The following is a 15,806-nucleotide window of genomic DNA, read 5'->3' as shown; positions in this document are numbered from 1 at the left end:
TCCAGGCGGGCCGGTCGACCCGCCATCTGCGGCAGTTCATGAAGCGGATGGCCACGAAAGTCGTGCGTAAGCTCGACAACGGCCTCCGGCGGCTAAGCGAGGCGGACCGGTACACCCGCCATCCGGTGTCGCAGTACATCGTGCGCAAGAAAGACCAGGCCAGGCGAGGCACGCGACGGGTTCCCGAGAAGATCATCACCCTTGCGCCCGCGATACTTCAGTAGCTCAAGCAACGGCATTGCGGCAACGGGATCAAGTGGCGTTCCCTGTCTGTCGACTTCCCGCCCTGGCCCCGCGTCTACGCGTTCTTGTGCCGCTGGCGCGACCGCGGCCTGATCCAGGTACTGCGTGACCGGCTCCGTGAGCGTGTCCGCCGGGCAGAAGGCCGGGAGACGGAGCCGACGGCGGCCATCGTGGACTCGCAGTCGGTGAAGGCCGACGCCACCGTCAAGAACGCCTCACGCGGCTACGACGGCGGGAAGACGGTCAGCGGCCGCAAGCGGCACCTCATCACGGACTGCCTCGGCCTGCTCTCCTGGACGTGCTGGTCACGCCCGCATCGACGACGGACCGGGACACCGCCCGCACAATGCTGCCCGCACTGCGGGAGAGCTTTCGGAAACCGCAACTGGTCTGGGCCGACGGCGGCTGCACCGGCCATCTCGTCGACTGGGCCGCCCAGGAACTCGGTCTCGTCCTTGAGGTGGTCAAACGCAGCGACGACACCAGCGGTTTTCGCGTGCTGCCCCGCCGCTGGGTCGTCGAAAGGTCGTTCGCCTGGCTGATACGGAGCCGACGCCTGGCCCGCGACTACGAAACAGAGCCGGCCAGCAGCAAGGCTGTGATCCTCTGGTCGATGACCATGGTGATGAGCCGCCGCCTCGCCCGCCGCAAAACCCGCGTTCCACACCGCTTTGCGCTCGTCGACCTCCATCGCCCCCCGGCGCGCGCATCATCAAAGGAGGGGAGACCATCGACGAGGAGTGGCGATGAGGTTGTCGTTCATTGAACCCCTCTACACGGATCCGGGCCCGTTCGCCTCCGTATACCTGGACACCTCCCGAGACGTCGAGCATCCCGAGCGGGCGATCGCGCTGCGTTGGCGGCGGCTGCGCGAGAGTCTGTCCCGTCAGGGCTCGGACCGGGCGCTGCTGAACGTACTGGAAGAGGCGGTCGGTGCCGACGCAGAGGTGCCGGGGGTGCACGGTCAGGCCATCTTCGCCGCCCACGGCACACTCGTCCTGGACGGGGAGCTGCCCAGGCCGCCCGAACGCGACTCCGCGCGCTACAGCACCCTGCCGGACGCGATGCCCCTGGTCACCCAGCACGTTCCGGAGATCCCCTACATGGCCGTAGTCGTCCACTACGGCGGCCTTCCGACCGCCGAGACCCACGGCTGGGTAACTCTGGAAGCCGAGACCGGCACTTGGCCCGCGTCCACCGTCACCCCGGGTGAGCGACTGCACCGCAGGGTCACGGTGGCGACCTGGCACCGCACCTCCCTCCGGCTCGGCCACCTGCTGGACGAACGGGCGCGGCGCGCCCATGCCGACGCCGTCGTCGTGGGCGGGGACGAGTGGGCGTGCAACGTACTGATCCGCCGCCTGCCGCACACCCTGCGGGACAAGGTCGTACGCGTGGGCGGCCGGACCCCCACCGACACCGGACGCGCCCTGTTGGAGCCGCAGCTCGACGGCGTCTTCCGCGGCCGCATGGCCGCGCACGACCGGGAACTCGTGAACATCTTCATCGGCCGGCGTGCCCTGGACGGACCCATGACGGAGGGGCTGGCCGCCACCGTCGCCGCCCTCCAGCGCGGCCAGGTCGCGGCACTGCTGCTGAACCGGCCGCCAGGGTCTTCGCTGCGGCTCTGGGCGGGCTCCCGGCCCACTCAGCTCGCCCTGACCGAGGCGGAGCTGATGTCCTTCGGCGTTCGGGCCCCGCGCGAGGCACGCGCCGACGAGGCCCTCGTCCGGGCCCTCGTCGGCACCGGTGCCGAGCTGGTCGTCGTAGCGGAGAGCGAGCTGAGGCTGTACGAGGGCGTGGGCGCCCTGCTGCGGTACACCGACCCGGGGACCCCGTCCTGACGCCGGCGTGCTGCGCCTCCCGGTTCACGGGTCGCCCCTTGCGCCCGACCGCCCCGGATCGCGGCGCGCGCGGACGCGGCCAGGGCGGGGATGAGAGCGGCGAAGTCGGGCCGCCCCATGCGTGCGTGGGTGAGTCCGGCGCCGAGCAGGGCGTGGCCGTCCTGGTAGTGCCAGCCGCGGAGCTCGCTGATCCGGCCGAGGCCGACCGGCCCCGAGGGGCGCAGCAGCCCCTTGTTGACGGCCGACATCAGGTCTGTACCGCCTGCTGCAGGAACGGCGGCGGGCATGGCGCCCAGCGCCGCCACGGCCTCGTCGAGCGAGGCCGGCAGCGTCACGGACTGCGTCGCCTGCGGTGGCCAACGCGCTGCGGTACTCCCTGGAACAGACGAGGGTCCGCCGTGCGGCGCTGACGCTGATCAACCTCAACCAGGCCAAGGGCGTCGACTGCCCGGGTTGCGCCTGGCCGGAACCGGACCCCGCTCACCGGCACCGGCACCGGCACCGCAACGAGTACTGCGAGAACGGCGCCGAGCACGTGAGCGACGAGGCGACGTCACGACGGATCACGGCCGGGTTCCTCCGGGAGCACCCGGTCTCCGAGCTGGACGAACGATCCGCCCGGTGGCTCAACCAGCAGGGCCGGCTCACCGAGCCGATGGTCAAGCGGCCCGGCTCGGACCACTACGAACCCATCGGCTGTGACGCGGCCCCGCGGTCCGATGGCCCATGAAGGGACCCCCGAGGACCCGGTCCGCGCGGCCCACGCCGTAGGCGTGACCGACGACCGTCTCCTGGAGGCCGTACGGAGCATCCCCCGGGCGGAATTCGTCCCCGCGGACGAGGTGGCATCCGCGTACCGGGACACGCCCGTGCCGCTCCCCCACGGGCAGGTGACCACCCAGCCCTCGCTGATCGCCATGATGGTCTCCGCTCTCGGCCTCAACGGAGACGAACAGGTCCTGGAGGTCGGGACCGGATACGGCTGGCAGACCGCGCTGCTCGCCCGCTTGGCCGCGTACGTCGTCAGCGTCGAGCGCCGGCCCGACCTGGTCGACGAGGCCCGCTTGCGGCTGACCGGGCAGGGCGTCGGCAATGCCGAAGTCGTAGTCGGCGACGGGACCCTCGGGATGCCGACCCGTGCCCCGTACGACGCCGTAATCGTCTGCGCGGCCTTCCCGCGATTGCCTGAGCCGCCCGTGGATCAGCTCCGCACCGGTGGCCGGCTCGTCCAGCCGATCGGGCATGGTGGGCAGGAGCACGTCCAGCTTTACGAGCGGCGGCCCGCGGCCTGGTGCACCGCAGGATGGTCACCGCGGCCCGGTTCGTCCGGCTGTACGGCGCCCATGGCTACGACCAGCACTGACGCGTCAGCGCTGATAGGTCCCGACCAGGGTGCCGGACGCCAGCTCCCTGCCCTTCAGGGCAAGGTGCACGTCCTCGGCGCCCGGGTGGTCGTGCAGCGGCAGCGCCTCGGACAGGGCGTACAGGCGGAAGAAGTAGCGGTGCGGCCCGTGCCCCGGTGGAGGCATCGGCCCTCCCCAGCCCATGCGGCCGAAGCCGTTGGGCCACGGCAGGCCCCCCTGAGGCTTCTGGCCTTCCGCCGCCCCGGTGGTCCTCGGATCGATGCCGGTCACCAGCCAGTGCAGGAAGGTCGTCCCCGGCGCGTCCGGGTCCTCGCACAGGAGCACCAGCTCCGTGGCCTCGTGGGGCACCCCCGACCAGGTCAGGGGCGGCGAGATGTTCTCACCCTCCCCACTGTACCGACGGGGGATCACCGTTTTGTGGCCGAACGCGGTGCTGCTGAGTTCAATTCCGCTCATGCGCGCCGCCATACCCGCAACGGCGGCACCGGCACCGGTCCGCACCCCAAATCCCCCGTTCGGCCGAGCCCACCCGGGCCGCTTCCGGAAGCGGGAGTGAAGATGGCAGTGTGCCGACAAGGATCCTGCTCGAGGGCCGCCCCGGCGCGGGCAAGACGACCGCCCTCCGCCGGCTGGCCGCGCTGCTGCCCACTCGCGCGGCCACCGGCTTCACCACGGAGGAGATCCGGCAATCCGGCGCCCGCGTCGGTTTCGCCCTGGAGACCCTGGCAGGCCGGCGGGAGGTGCTCGCCCATGTCGACCTGCCCGGTCCGCCACTGGTAGGGAAATACGGCGTCGACCTGGGCGTCATGGAAGGACTGGCGCTGCCGTCGCTTCGGCCGGCAGCAACCGAGGAGGCAACAGGGCGGCTGGTGCTCATCGACGAGCTGGGGCGGATGGAACTGGCGTGCACGGCGTTCCGGCACGCGGTCGACGCGCTGTTCGTCGCAGAGGTCGACGTCGTCGCCACGGTCCACACGCACCGCGATCCGTTCACCGACGCCCTCAAGCGGCGCGCCGACATCGAGGTCGTCCAGCTCACTCCGGCAAACCGGGACGTCCTGCCGGGGGAGCTCGCGGCCCGGCTGCAGCAGCCCCGGACGCACGGGAGGCCTCCCTCTCACGGATGAGAGACCGGCCTCCGATCCCCTCCTCGGTCGTGCGGATCACGGTGACCTGGTACTCGGCGACGCGCTCGACGAAGAGGGCTGCGGGATCGTTGACGGCGTGACTGCTCCGGCAGTCACGGGGGACGGGGACGCTGTCGGGTGTCTCGGTCGCGGGTACGTCGGCCAGTGCGACTGTGATCCGTGCGAGGAGGGTCTCCCGGGTGCTCATTTCGCCGCTCCTTCTCGGGTGCGTCGCCACCGGGCCCGGAAGGACTCGCGGGGCGGTACGGGTGTGTCACGAGTGTCCGACCAGCGACTCAGGGGGCCCGGCAGCCGGCCGCTGGTGCCGCCCGCGCCGGAACAGCAGACGGGCTGCGAGCGCGTCGGCCCGCTGCACGAGGGCAAGGCGTGCGGGCAGGACGGACGTGCTCGACCACGCAGGCATCAAAACGTCGTGAGAGAAGACGACGACCTCGAACCCGAGTTCGGTACGGCGCTTGGTGACCTCGCCCCGTCCTGCACCACCACCCTCCTCACCCACCACTCATCGTCGTCCACGACGCCGTTTGCCACGGCGTCGACCTGCGGCCCGCCGGCCACACTCACCGCGGCCGACTCCGGCATGCAGGTCAGGCGCCCTTTCCCGCCGGTTCAAGGATCGCGACGCACTCAATATGGTGGGTCATCGGGGAAGAGCGTGAAGAGGGCCAGCGACCCGCGCCCGCCTCCCGATGCGCCACAGTCTCCCCCATTCCGCGGGTCAGGCCCCCTGCGTCGGCACATCCTCAGAGGCTGCCGTCCGCTCCTGATCCTCACCGGCAGCCAGAGGGACAAGGCATCCAGTCGCCCGACCGGCTTCGCCAGCAGCCCGTGGGCCGCCGCCTTCAACATCGCCGACCGCAGCGTCATATCGGAACTGCACCGCCGCCACCGGGCCATCGAGTTCAAGAAGCTCCTTGTCACGATCGACAAGGCCGTACCCTCCGGCCTCGACGTCCACCTGGTCTTTGACATCCGGTGTGCCACAGACGGGGCCGCTGGCACTTCCCCTTGTTTGCGAAAAAGCCATCCGCTGCCCGGCCTTGAGACCGGGCAGCGGTGATCCCGTTATCTTGTTTGCGCTATACCGCAGTCCGCACGCCATCTCAGGAACTATGCGCGGACTCGCTCGTCCTGCGCCACCGGCGCAGCCCCGGACGGCGTGGCAGCCTTCTCTCCACGCATCACCAGCAGGGTGATCATCCCACCCGCCGCAGCGATCGCGGCGGCCCAGGTGAACGCCGCGCTGAAGCCGTCCGTCAGTGCAGGCAGGTCGCCCAGGTGACCGGCGCCCTGCGACGTGGCCACCGCGGTCAGGGCCGCGAGGCCGAGCGCCGATCCCACCTGGTAGGTGGTGTTGACGATGCCGGACGCCAGGCCCGCCTGCTCCTGCGGGGCCGCGGACATCGCGGCCATCATCGACGGGATGTAGGCGAGCGACATGCCGAGCGCGGCGACCAGCGAAGCCGGCAGGACGTCGACCACGAAGGTGCCGGTGGGCTCGACGGCGGACAGCCACAGCAGACCGGCAGCGAGAACGAGCAGACCGACGCCGATCAGCGGCTTGGCCCCGAACTTCGCGAGCATCCTCGCGGTGATCGCGGTCATGAAGATCATCAGCAGACCGGTCATAGGCAGCAGCGCGGCACCCGACGCGAAGGCCCCGTAGCCGAGGACCTGCTGGAGATAGAGGTTGAGGAAGTACCACATGGGGATCCATGCGGCGCCGAGCAAGGTCATCGCCAGGTTGGCCGAGCCGAGCCGCGGCACGCGCCAGATGCCGAGCGGCATCAGCGGCTCGCGCACCGTCTTCTGGATCACGAAGAAGAGCACGAGCAGCACGGCGGCGCCGACCAGTTGAAGCACGGTGCCGGTGGAGACCCAGCCGACTTCCGGCGCGCGGACAATGGCGAAGACGGCGAGCGCCAGGCCGGCGGTGACCGCGGCCGCTCCGAGAACGTCGACGGCACCACGACGGCTGCCGACGGCGGGCAGGAGCTTGGTGGCGGCGAGCGTGGCAACACCGATCGGGACGTAGAGGATGAAGATCCACGGCCAGCTCAGCCACTCGGTGAACACGCCGCCGAGGAACACACCGGCCGTGCCGCCCGCAGGGGCGGCGGCGCCATAGAGCGCCATGGCCTTGCCGAGTTCCTTCGTGTCATGCGCGAAGAGCATCATCAGCAAGGTCATGGCCGAGGGCGCGATCAGCGCACCGCCCACGCCCTGCACTGCACGGCCGACGACCTCCACCCAGGTCGTCTGCGCGGCTGCCGCGACGATCGAGCCCGCGATCAGCACAACCCAGCCGGCACTGAAGATCTTGCGCGCGCCGATCAGGTCGGACAGGCGGCCGCCGAGCAGCAGTAGCCCGCCGAACGCTATGACGTACGCATTGAAGACCCACTGCAACTCGCCCTGCGAGAAGCCGAGGTCCTTCTGCATCTCGGGGAGCGCCACCCCGATGATCGACGTGTCCATGATCACCATGAACTGCGCGGCGGCGAGCACGACGAGCGCCCACCAGCGCCTGGGATTGACGGTTGGCATGGTCCGACCCCTTCCGGTTTATACCCCCTGGAGGTATATAGCTGCAGCAACATAACATACCCCCTGGGGGTACTAAGTCGGCGACGCTCGGCGAGGAAGGCCTGGGTGTTCCGCACGAAGTGCTGGTGCAGGTCACGAGCGGCTCGGGGGACGGAACCGGAGTGGCGGCGCTGCATGGCGAGCAGGACGTCGGTGGCGTCGCCCGCCAGCGGCCGGAAGGTGATGGCGTCGCACCGTTCCGGGGGGCGCCGATGACGCTGAAGTTGAGTACGGTCGCTCCCAGGCCCTCGGTGACCAACAGCTTGCTCATCTCGGCGCCGTCGGTGGAGCACGTGAACAACGGGGTCCGGCCGTTGAGCAGGCGGTGGATGCAGCGGTGCATGGCATAGCCGACCCGCATCACGATCAGCGGCTCCTCCAGCCGGTCCCCCATGCCGACGGTGTCCAGGGCGGCCAGTGGAGTGTCGGGCCGGACGCACACCACCGGCGTCCTCGCAGGAGTTCGATGGTGAAAATCTCCCAGACCGTGGACGCCGCCACCTTCGCGCCGAGCACCAGCAGTTCGCCGTGCAGGCGACGGAACCCTCAATTCGGGTTCTCCCTGGCCAGGCGCCGCACCAGAGCTCGGATCGAGCGCACGGTGCGCGGCCGACCCCCGTGCTTCGGTCTCCTCTGGGTGGCGTGTCGGCGGGCGAACAGGTCGCGGTGCCAGCGCAGCACAGTATCGGGTCGGACCAGTAACCGGATCTGCCGAAGTGCCTGCAGCGGAAGGCCATGCAGCAGCGCCGCCAGAAGAGTCCGGTCGCTAGGTGGAATCGCACGCGCTGCCCGCTCAGTTACCGCTCCAGCACCGCAATCCGATGACGGAGAGCCAGGATCTCAACGTCGTTCTCTCGGTCGCTCATCGGCAGCAGTCTCAGCATCGCGAACGCGTTCGTCACACCCAGGTACGCCCGGTCTCAGCGACACAGCCGATCACCGTGCCGTGCTCACTGTCAGCCCCGTGAGAGCAGCGACTTGAGCGATCCTTTCTGTCACCCTGGGAGGCGTACTCCCACCTGCACAGATGAGGGATTCGGCAAGGGCAGGGACAGCGGTGGGAGGAGCTCGGAGTTACCACGTGAACCGGGCCCTGCTCTGAGTGGGACTGGTGAAAGGTGCCTGACAGGCAAATGGCCAGGTCAGTTCGTCGCCCTCTCCGTCCTGCCGATCATCTTCGAGTTGCGCCGGGCCTGCCGCAAGGGTGGCCCGGTTTGCCGCTCCCTGCTGGCGGCCAGATACCCGCTGGAGGCGACACGTGGGAGACCAGGGCCGCGGTGCCGGACCAAGCAGGAGCAGACGCTGCGCCAGAACACCAGCGACGTGGTCGGCGGGCTCCCCGGTGGGTTGCCGGGGCCTCGTCATGGCCGGTCGGTCGTGGCAGGCGATCGTGATCCCGCTGACGCACGGGCCGGGCGGCGGAGAGCAGCCTGTAGGGGACGTCGGCACCCGGATCTGCCCGCCGCATCCTCCGCCGTAGGGCTTCATGAAAGCTTCACGGCCCTGCCCGCACACGGCACATGGGTGGAGGAAAGCGTCAGCGGCCCTCCGGCAGATCCGCGGAGAGGTGTACGGCCCCGGTGCAGGCCAGTCGGTCCGCCATCTCGACGCACGCCTCGGCCCCCTTCGGGCTGGTCGCGGGCAGCATCGGGCTGCTTTTGCCGTGCGTCACCCTGTCCCGGTGCGAGGCGAGCAGCTCGTCCGCTCCGGATCGGATCGAGACCTCCAGGGCGCCACCGCGCGCGTCCGCCTCCACCTCGGACCAGACGGTGCCGCAGGACGGGCTGAACCGGAGCCGTACGGCGTAGGCATCCTCAGTGACAGTGCTCTCAGTGCGGGCATCCCGGTTGCAGCGGGAGGAGCCGGGATACTGCCCCCGGCAGCTTTCCTTGCGGCAGGACGCCGCTTGCCGCTCCGGGCTGCCGCCCGACAGGGCCGGGGCACCCACGGCGCAGGCCACGGCGCCCAGCGTGGCGGAGACAGCCAGCACGACGGCCGTCCGCAGCCGTCGCACCCGGGCAGCCGCCGCGAGCGGCAGCCGCGGCGCAGGGGGCTGGGGCGCCGCGCTCAGCGGTCTGGTCTCGGCCCGGCAGGCGTTCTCCCACAGGGCGACCAGCGGCGCCATCTCCGTGCCCCCGAGTCGCCCCAGTGCCTCGACAGCGGTACGCGGCGGGAGCTTGACGCCATTGAGATATCGGTGCCACGAGGACTTGCTGTGGGCGGTGCGTGCGGCCAGCGCGGCCAGGCTCAGCCCGGTCTGCTGTTTCAGGTCGCGCAGCCGCTCCACCAGCAGCAGCCCGTCGGGGCCGAGCGAGTCGGGCAGTTGCTGCCAGCGAGCCGTCGCTTGCTCCTTCATGCCGTTCCCAATCCTTCCGTCCGGCATCCGGTTCATTCCGGATCGCGTGATGTGTGCCCTGGGGTCAGGGCGGCCACACGCACGGCCGGAGTCATCAGGCGATCGGCTTGTAATACAGAGAGAAGGTGCGGTCCGAGGGCGGGCCCTGGGTGAAGCCAAGGCACAGCCAGGGCCCGCCCCGGCGCAGCACAGCCAGGCCCTCCGGCTCGCGAGGGTAGAGCCCCCTCGCAGTGTGGTCCAGCACCTGCTGCACCACGCGGCCGGTACGCACGTCGATACGGAACAGACGGACGTCGCCGGCCGAGCCGGCGGGGTTGTCAGCGCCGTATCCGTGGCCGAGCAGCTGGTAGGCGTACGGGCCGTACAGCGCCATGCCCTGGAAGGGAAGCCCCAGTTCGGCACCGGGCTGAGCGAAGCCGGTGACCGGCCGGAAGTCCCCGGCCGCGAACTGTTCGAGCCCGTACACCCCGTAGCGCGGTATGCCGCCCACCTTGTACCGCAGCAGCAGCCGGTTGTGCGCCGGGTCGAGGGCCACCTGGTTGCTCGTGGAGCCGGGGAGCGGGCGATGCGTGGCAATCCTGCGGCTGGCGCGGGTCAGCACCCGGCCCGCGGTGAAGGTGAAACGGCAGATGCCGCGGCCGTAGCCGGAGGTCGGCTGTGCGTCCCACTCCGTCCACAGAGCGCCGGCGCGGCGGGCCGTGTCCTCCACGCCGAGGGCGCTGCCGTGGCCGAAGCCCAGCAGGTACATATCGCCGGTGAGCGCGCCGCCCATGGTGAGCCGGTTCAGGCACATGTCGCCGCGGGCCGCGCGCTCGGCATGGGTGTACGCGCGCGGCTCGCCCGGCAGTCGGACGCCGCCCTCCATGACCTGGAGCGCGTACATGTGGCCGTGCCGCTCATCGAAGGCGAAGGACTGCAGCACCGTGGAGTGGTGCAGCCGTACACCCTGGATCCACGGCTTGCCCGCCGGCGCCAGGCTGGCCGGCTGAGCCTTCGGCCGGGCTTCTGCCCTGCCGGCGGGGAATGTGGCGGCCAGTGCGACCGCAGCTCCAAAGCCGAGGACGGCTCTGCGGCCCGGACTGGATGGAAGGGAAAGGGACATGGGAGTCTCCTCGCTTGCTCGTGAGCTTCGTGGAACGGGCCCGCCCGCCCCGTGAGCGGGAACGGGCGGGCACAGCGGCTCAGCACCAGGGGATGGCGCTCACGTTGCGGACGTAGCGGGCGGAGACGTAGCCCTTGCTGTGGGAGAGCTTGTACCAGCGGTGGTTGCCGTGGACGTTGCGCCCGTACTTCTTGCAGGAGATGTGGACCGTGCTGGCGGGACGCAGTGAGCCGATGACCCGGTAGCCCGTGCCCGGGCCGGAGCGGACCCTGAGCGGCATGTGGCGGGTTACCACACGGCCCTGGACGTAGCCGGTGCCGGTAACGGGCCGGGTCGCGGAGTGGCTGGGCGCCCACAGCTGGGGCGGGGCCGTGCGTCGGTGAGGCATCTGCTGGTGAGGCGCCGTGTGCCGCTGCTGCGCGGCGGCGGTGTCGGCGGAAACGACTGCAGCGGGCAACACCGCGATCGCCGCAATCGCGGCCACGAGGCTGCGCTGGATCGTGCGATTCATGGACTCTCCTATGAGGGTGTCTTCAGGATCGGCTGAGCGAGACCCTGTGTCGCTCAGCGTTTCCCAGCCGTCGGACAAAGATTCCGTCCCACGCGTTTCCGGGAGAAAGTGGGACGTCCCACCCGAGGGGACGGTTGAGTCTCAGCCGCCGTCCGGGAGACCAGCCCCCACTTCCCGCCAGGCTGCGGATGAGGGCCCGACAGGGTGGGCGGTGTCCAGCTGTTCGGTCTCGTCTTCCAGTGCCTTGAGGCGGGCCTTGTCAGCCGCCAGCTCGTCGGCGAGTTCGCGGATGAGTTCGGCGGTGCGCCGTTGGCCGGGAGGCGCGACGCGGTGGGCCTGTGCAGAGTTCACGGGAGCGTCCGCCAGGGCCTGCTTGCTGACGCCGTGCCTGTCCAGGTAGCCGGCGATGCGGGTGGTCCCGGCGCGCCGGATCTCGCTCGCGGTGACGCAGCGGCCCGGCAGGATGAGTCCGGACTTCGTCGTGGGGTCCACGGCGCGTTCCAGGCCGGGGTGGATGCCCGTGAGTAGATCCCGCAGACGCGAGGTCCGAGCTGTGGCCCTCTGCGGACGCGGTGGACAGTGCCGCTTGGGATTCGTAAGGAGGTAACGGAGCTACTGCTGCCTGCTGTTCCGTCGCGGGCTGAGCCTTCCGGTCTCCGGTGGCACCCGGAGGCGGCCGGAGTTTCAGAAGAATGCCGGCAGTCTGTCTGCGGCTCACTTGATCCTGGCCTGAGAGAGGCCGCGTGGCGCAGCAGCGCGGGCGGGGCCCTACTTGGAGGCATTCTTCGGCCGCATGTACTACGTGGTCATGAGGCCGGCCGAGGTCATCCACCTCCGGTCAGTACTCCAGCCGTAGATCGTGATCTTCACTTCTGATTCACGGCTTGTTGGCGGTAATGGCTGACCTGGGCTCGGGCCTGGTGGCGGCGCCGCCAGACGGACCAGCGGAGCCGGTGGGCCGCATCGTGCACGGGCCGGACGACAAGAGTTGTAAACAGACGCTGGATCTCGTTGCAGGTGAGCGGGATCAGCGCGTCCGGCACGGGATGGCGGGCGTGTTCGTCGGCGCGGACGACGGCGAGGAAGGGGGGCGTTCTCGATCCTCCCGGCGGTGCCGGTGTACTGGCTCTGGCACACCGACGGTGTGCGTACCCTTCTTCACGTCCCCCGTCTCGTCGACCACCAGCACCGCATCCTCGTCGTGCAGATGTTCCAGGACGTACTCACGCACGTCGTCGCGCACGCGGTCGGCATCCCATCGGGCCCGGCCGAGCAGGTGCTGCATGCCGCCCGGAATGGCCTCCCCGACCCACTCGGCGAACGACCAGCAGTTCTTGCGCGGCAGGTCCGACAGCAGCCCCAGCACCAAGTCCCTCACCCGGCGCCATGCTCCACTCGCGCGAACCGGTCGGCGATCCGGGCCATCAGGACCTCGAACGCCTCCTGCCAGCGGGCAGGGTCTACGCTGCGCCCCGCGGACATCGCGTGATCGTTCGTCTTCACACGCCGGTGATCAACGGTAACCGCACCCATATCTCAGCCATCCCCCTGTGACTGCACACCCTGGTTGGCCAGTTGCGCGTTGGCCAGGCAGAACCGGCAGACCTGGTCGTTGATGGCGGTTTGAGTATTTCCTCGCTGTGCCGCTCGTGCCTGCGGTGGGCTGTCGCCACGGTGTTGGCGCCAGTGGCGCCAGGTAGTTCGCCGGGCGTGAGTATGTGGATCTACTTAACGCGGCGAATGGGCCGTCCTCCGCGGCTGACGGATGCCGAGCTGTTGACGCCCGCGGTGATGCAGGCAGTCCTGGGCTTCGTCTCCGAAGCCCGCTGGCTGCGGTTTGCCCGCCGCCCCTGCCCCTCGCATACGAGGGGCAGGGGCGGTCGAACCGGTTGGAAACACGGAGACCGGCCGCCGGCAGCGGACGCGTGACGGGATCCATGAGGCTGTCAGGTTCCAGACATGCCGGTTTCAGACAGTGAACGACCGTTCTTGATCCTGGAGTTGGGCTTACAGACTGGGCATCGCCTTGGATGCCCTACCGGGCACCCTCGAAAGGAGACCTCGTGAAGAAGATCCTGTCTGTGGCAGCGAGCCTGGCGATCGCCGCGACCTGTGGCCTTGGCATGGCGCTTCCCGCGCACGCCGCTGACGCGACCGGCGTCACGACTGCGGCGAGCCGGTCGCTGCAGTCCTCCATCGACACCTCCTCCATGGACCCGCAGCACCAGGCCATCGTCGACCGGATCCTGGCCAAGCTGCCCGCCGACTGGGAGGCCCGCCTCGACGCAGCCAAGGCCAAGTACGGTCTGAAGGGCGAGGAGTGGCAGCAGATCCGCGACAGCGCGATCAACCCCGGCGACTACCAGTGCCAGACGACCGACCTGTCGAAGTACGCCAACTCCCTCCTCGATGGCGCCCAGGACCCGTGGACCATCTTCATCCTTTCGCTCTTCGGTGGCTTCGACATGCCCACCTACGACGCGCTGATCTACGGCAAGGAGTCGTCGTCGAACACGTTCGGCGTCAAGGGTGAGTACACCCAGCAGCTCAACTCCGAGATGAAGAACCTCAAGCGGTTCTGGGATATCGACTCGGCGCGCATCGAGCTGATCCCCATGCACGGCGCGGACGTCTTCACCAGCCCGGACCGGCTCGCCCGCACGCTCTCCGTGCTGTACGGCGGCACGCCCGAGGAGAACCTCGACCTGGCCGACATGTTCATCGAGCTGGTCGGCTCGGAGCCGGTCCTCCAGGGCGGCGCCAACCCGATCTTCACCTTCAACGCCTTCGCCTACAGCGAGAAGGACGACCCGGAGCCGCTCGGCGTCACGGACCGCATCATCATGGGTGACGGCATCCTGCAGGGCATGAACGCGGCGAACCTGGGCGACGTCGCGCCGCGCGGCATCCTGGGCCACGAGTTCGGTCACCACGTTCAGTACCAGAAGAACCTCTTCGAGAGCGACCTGACCGGCCCGGAGGCCACCCGGCGCACCGAGCTCATGGCGGACGCGTTCGGCACGTACTACCTGACCCACTCCCGCGGCGAGTCGCTGAACGCCGCCCGCGTCCTCAAGTCCGAGAAGTCGTTCTACCAGGTCGGCGACTGCAGCTTCACCAGCTCCGGCCACCACGGCACGCCCAACCAGCGGCTCAACTCGGCGACCTGGGGGGCGGGCGTGGCCAACGACGCGCCGAACCAGGGTCACATCCTGCCCGCGCTCGCGTTCGACAAGCTCTTTGAGGCCAAGCTGCCCGACCTGGTCAAGCCGGACAGCAAGTAACGGTCACCACCACGCCGCGGGGCGATGAACACCTGAGCGGCTGAGGACCCGCGCGGGGCGGGCCGGATCACGCACCGGCCCGTCCCGCGCGCCCACGCGTCCATGCCACGAGCCCGACCGCGTCACAGCCAGCCGCGACGGCTCGCCTGGACACCGAGCTGGAACCGGGTCTTGGCGCCGAGCCTCTCCTGAAGTCGGGCGATGCGCCGGGCGACGGTGCGCTCGCTCACCCCGAACTCACGGGCGATCGACTCGTCGGTCAGCCCGGCGCTGAGGTAGCTCAGGAGCTGCCGCCCCTCAGGGGTCGCCTCGCTCTTGACGGCCTCACCGGCCGGCGGGAGCGGAACGGCGATTCGCCAGTACGACTCGAAGACGCCGACCAGCCCTTCCAGGAGCCCCGACGGTTGCACGACGACACTGTGATGTCCCGTACGGTTCGGGGCGGCGACGGACACCACGGCGAAACGGTCGTCGCAGACAAGCACGTTCAGCGCGACATCGGGGAAGACCCGGGCCTGTTCTCCCCGGGCGACGCACTCGTGCGCCACTTCCAGCGCCTTGGGGTCCTGCAGGATGTTGGCGCTGTACACCACCCGGTAGTCGATCCCGCGGTCCAGCGCGTCCAGCGTGCCAGGGCCTACCTCCGGCACCCGGTCTCTCCCGCCCACCGGCCCTATCGACAGCGCGCGCACCCGGGACACCGCCCCGTTGTGCACCCGTGACTGGATCTCCTCGCGCCGCTCGGAGGTATCGACGACCTCGACGTAGCTCGCTCCGGCGGTGTGGTCGAGCCAGTACTGCGACAGGGCCGTGGCGCTCTCGTAAGCGATCCTGGCCTGGCGCGCGCGCCGCTCGGCGACCGCCTCCAGCACCGCGCGGGGCGGCTGGGCGGTCAGCCTGCCGTCCGTACGGGACACCAGGCCGATGTCGCTGAGTTCGGCGACGGCGTCCTTGAGGCCGTCGAGCGGCGACCCGACCAGCGCCGGCCGGCCGGTGAGCTCGGTCAGGGTCTGCGGACCCCGTTCCACGAGCGCGAGGTAGGCGGCCTCCGCTGTCGCGGAGAGACCGAGAGCCTGCAACGGGCGCAGTGTGCGCATGTCCCCCCAACCCTGCGGCGCCGCACGGCACCACCCACCGACCCCATTTCTACGGTGGCTGTCATTCCGCCAAAGATCGTCAGCCTAGCACCGGCGTGATCACGCGGACCGGGAGCGGACGGCGTGATGAGCGGCGCTGATGAAACCGCCGGCGGAGGCGCTGGCGGAAGCATCGACAGCCGGTCCGCGCCCGCCGCTATCGGGGGCGCCCGACCACCCCGCCGACCCACCCGGCACCGCTCACCCTCAGCCGCACACTTCACCGCCCTCG

Annotated in this window: 13 protein-coding genes and 7 pseudogenes; 10 read left to right on the top strand and 10 right to left on the bottom strand. The window is 69.9% G+C overall.

The genetic code is table 11. The annotated features are described in order from the left end of the window. The 4 genes and pseudogenes from ACIPEK_RS23120 to ACIPEK_RS23105 all read left to right on the top strand — a co-directional run. On the top strand, nt 1–224 hold a 224-nt coding region (locus ACIPEK_RS23120; RefSeq protein WP_401999070.1), incomplete at its 5' end, for a hypothetical protein. Nucleotides 225–413: 189 nt separating this feature from the next. Then, nucleotides 414–464: pseudogene (locus ACIPEK_RS23115) on the top strand (hypothetical protein); the annotation flags it as partial. A 77-nt stretch (nt 465–541) separates the two neighbouring features. Continuing rightward, entirely contained in the window at nt 542–1,009 is a 468-nt protein-coding gene (locus ACIPEK_RS23110; RefSeq protein ID WP_401999068.1) for a transposase, read from the top strand. Beyond that, complete coding sequence (locus tag ACIPEK_RS23105; RefSeq protein WP_401999065.1) at nt 990–2,087, top strand: hypothetical protein; 1,098 nt, start codon at nt 990–992, stop codon at nt 2,085–2,087. Before ACIPEK_RS23110 ends, ACIPEK_RS23105 begins: the two co-directional genes overlap by 20 nt. A gap of 59 nt (nt 2,088–2,146) precedes the next feature. Here the strand turns inward: ACIPEK_RS23105 and ACIPEK_RS23100 are convergent. Then, nucleotides 2,147–2,422, bottom strand: a pseudogene (locus ACIPEK_RS23100) (FAD binding domain-containing protein); the annotation flags it as partial. 17 nt (nt 2,423–2,439) lie between these two features. Here ACIPEK_RS23100 and ACIPEK_RS23095 point away from each other — a divergent pair. Together ACIPEK_RS23095 and ACIPEK_RS23090 are read left to right on the top strand one after the other, a co-directional pair. Then, nucleotides 2,440–2,796 (top strand): annotated as a pseudogene (locus ACIPEK_RS23095) (hypothetical protein); the annotation flags it as partial. A gap of 10 nt (nt 2,797–2,806) precedes the next feature. After that, nucleotides 2,807–3,307 (top strand): annotated as a pseudogene (locus ACIPEK_RS23090) (protein-L-isoaspartate O-methyltransferase); the annotation flags it as partial. Between the two features lie 147 nt (nt 3,308–3,454). On the opposite strand, the gene ACIPEK_RS23085 reads toward ACIPEK_RS23090, so the two are convergent. Beyond that, the gene (locus ACIPEK_RS23085) at nt 3,455–3,907 is read right to left on the bottom strand and encodes a YbhB/YbcL family Raf kinase inhibitor-like protein (protein ID WP_401999062.1); all 453 of its coding nucleotides are present in this window, start codon (nt 3,905–3,907) and stop codon (nt 3,455–3,457) included. 110 nt (nt 3,908–4,017) lie between these two features. Between ACIPEK_RS23085 and ACIPEK_RS23080 the strand changes: the two genes are divergently transcribed. Both ACIPEK_RS23080 and ACIPEK_RS23075 read left to right on the top strand, forming a co-directional pair. Beyond that, complete coding sequence (locus ACIPEK_RS23080) at nt 4,018–4,578, top strand: nucleoside-triphosphatase (RefSeq protein WP_401999060.1); 561 nt, start codon at nt 4,018–4,020, stop codon at nt 4,576–4,578. A 433-nt stretch (nt 4,579–5,011) separates the two neighbouring features. After that, nucleotides 5,012–5,659, top strand: coding sequence for a hypothetical protein (locus tag ACIPEK_RS23075; protein ID WP_401999057.1), 648 nt, complete (start codon nt 5,012–5,014; stop codon nt 5,657–5,659). Nucleotides 5,660–5,709: 50 nt separating this feature from the next. On the opposite strand, the gene ACIPEK_RS23070 is transcribed toward ACIPEK_RS23075, so the two are convergent. From ACIPEK_RS23070 to ACIPEK_RS23040, 7 genes and pseudogenes are all read right to left on the bottom strand, one after another. After that, nucleotides 5,710–7,146: an MFS transporter gene (locus ACIPEK_RS23070; RefSeq protein ID WP_401999054.1), complete on the bottom strand. Its 1,437-nt coding sequence runs from the start codon at nt 7,144–7,146 to the stop codon at nt 5,710–5,712. Beyond that, nucleotides 7,080–7,982 (bottom strand): annotated as a pseudogene (locus tag ACIPEK_RS23065) (LysR family transcriptional regulator substrate-binding protein). Before ACIPEK_RS23065 ends, ACIPEK_RS23070 begins: the two are co-directional and overlap by 67 nt. Nucleotides 7,983–8,722: 740 nt before the next feature. Next, nucleotides 8,723–9,541, bottom strand: a complete 819-nt coding sequence (locus ACIPEK_RS23060; protein ID WP_401999052.1) for a DUF2690 domain-containing protein — start codon at nt 9,539–9,541, stop codon at nt 8,723–8,725. Nucleotides 9,542–9,635: 94 nt separating this feature from the next. Continuing rightward, nucleotides 9,636–10,643, bottom strand: coding sequence for a teichoic acid biosynthesis protein C (locus ACIPEK_RS23055; protein WP_401999049.1), 1,008 nt, complete (start codon nt 10,641–10,643; stop codon nt 9,636–9,638). A gap of 79 nt (nt 10,644–10,722) precedes the next feature. Next, nucleotides 10,723–11,154: an SH3 domain-containing protein gene (locus ACIPEK_RS23050; RefSeq protein WP_401999046.1), complete on the bottom strand. Its 432-nt coding sequence runs from the start codon at nt 11,152–11,154 to the stop codon at nt 10,723–10,725. A gap of 141 nt (nt 11,155–11,295) precedes the next feature. Beyond that, on the bottom strand, nt 11,296–11,646 hold the full coding sequence (locus ACIPEK_RS23045) for a hypothetical protein (protein WP_401999044.1): 351 nt from the start codon (nt 11,644–11,646) through the stop codon (nt 11,296–11,298). 374 nt (nt 11,647–12,020) lie between these two features. Next, nucleotides 12,021–12,579: pseudogene (locus tag ACIPEK_RS23040) on the bottom strand (transposase). Between the two features lie 291 nt (nt 12,580–12,870). Here ACIPEK_RS23040 and ACIPEK_RS23035 point away from each other — a divergent pair. Both ACIPEK_RS23035 and ACIPEK_RS23030 read left to right on the top strand, forming a co-directional pair. Then, nucleotides 12,871–12,996 (top strand): annotated as a pseudogene (locus ACIPEK_RS23035) (IS982 family transposase); the annotation flags it as partial. A gap of 221 nt (nt 12,997–13,217) precedes the next feature. Continuing rightward, nucleotides 13,218–14,438, top strand: coding sequence for a hypothetical protein (locus tag ACIPEK_RS23030; RefSeq protein ID WP_401999041.1), 1,221 nt, complete (start codon nt 13,218–13,220; stop codon nt 14,436–14,438). 122 nt (nt 14,439–14,560) lie between these two features. Here the strand turns inward: ACIPEK_RS23030 and ACIPEK_RS23025 are convergent, their stop codons facing one another. Next, nucleotides 14,561–15,535, bottom strand: coding sequence for a LuxR C-terminal-related transcriptional regulator (locus ACIPEK_RS23025; protein WP_401999038.1), 975 nt, complete (start codon nt 15,533–15,535; stop codon nt 14,561–14,563). Nucleotides 15,536–15,806 lie beyond the last annotated feature (271 nt).

Source organism: Streptomyces sp. NPDC088246, from assembly GCF_044741025.1.
Lineage (GTDB): Bacteria > Actinomycetota > Actinomycetes > Streptomycetales > Streptomycetaceae > Streptomyces.
Note: the sequence above shows the minus strand (reverse complement) of the source record. Positions and strands in the feature narration are given on the sequence as shown.

Coding starts and splice junctions, on each gene's coding strand:
- ACIPEK_RS23025 (WP_401999038.1), bottom strand. CDS start 15,535: ATGCGCACACTGCGCCCGTTGCAGGCTCTCGGTCTCTCCGCGACAGCG.
- ACIPEK_RS23055 (WP_401999049.1), bottom strand. CDS start 10,643: ATGTCCCTTTCCCTTCCATCCAGTCCGGGCCGCAGAGCCGTCCTCGGC.
- ACIPEK_RS23050 (WP_401999046.1), bottom strand. CDS start 11,154: ATGAATCGCACGATCCAGCGCAGCCTCGTGGCCGCGATTGCGGCGATC.
- ACIPEK_RS23060 (WP_401999052.1), bottom strand. CDS start 9,541: ATGAAGGAGCAAGCGACGGCTCGCTGGCAGCAACTGCCCGACTCGCTC.
- ACIPEK_RS23085 (WP_401999062.1), bottom strand. CDS start 3,907: ATGAGCGGAATTGAACTCAGCAGCACCGCGTTCGGCCACAAAACGGTG.
- ACIPEK_RS23070 (WP_401999054.1), bottom strand. CDS start 7,146: ATGCCAACCGTCAATCCCAGGCGCTGGTGGGCGCTCGTCGTGCTCGCC.
- ACIPEK_RS23105 (WP_401999065.1), top strand. CDS start 990: ATGAGGTTGTCGTTCATTGAACCCCTCTACACGGATCCGGGCCCGTTC.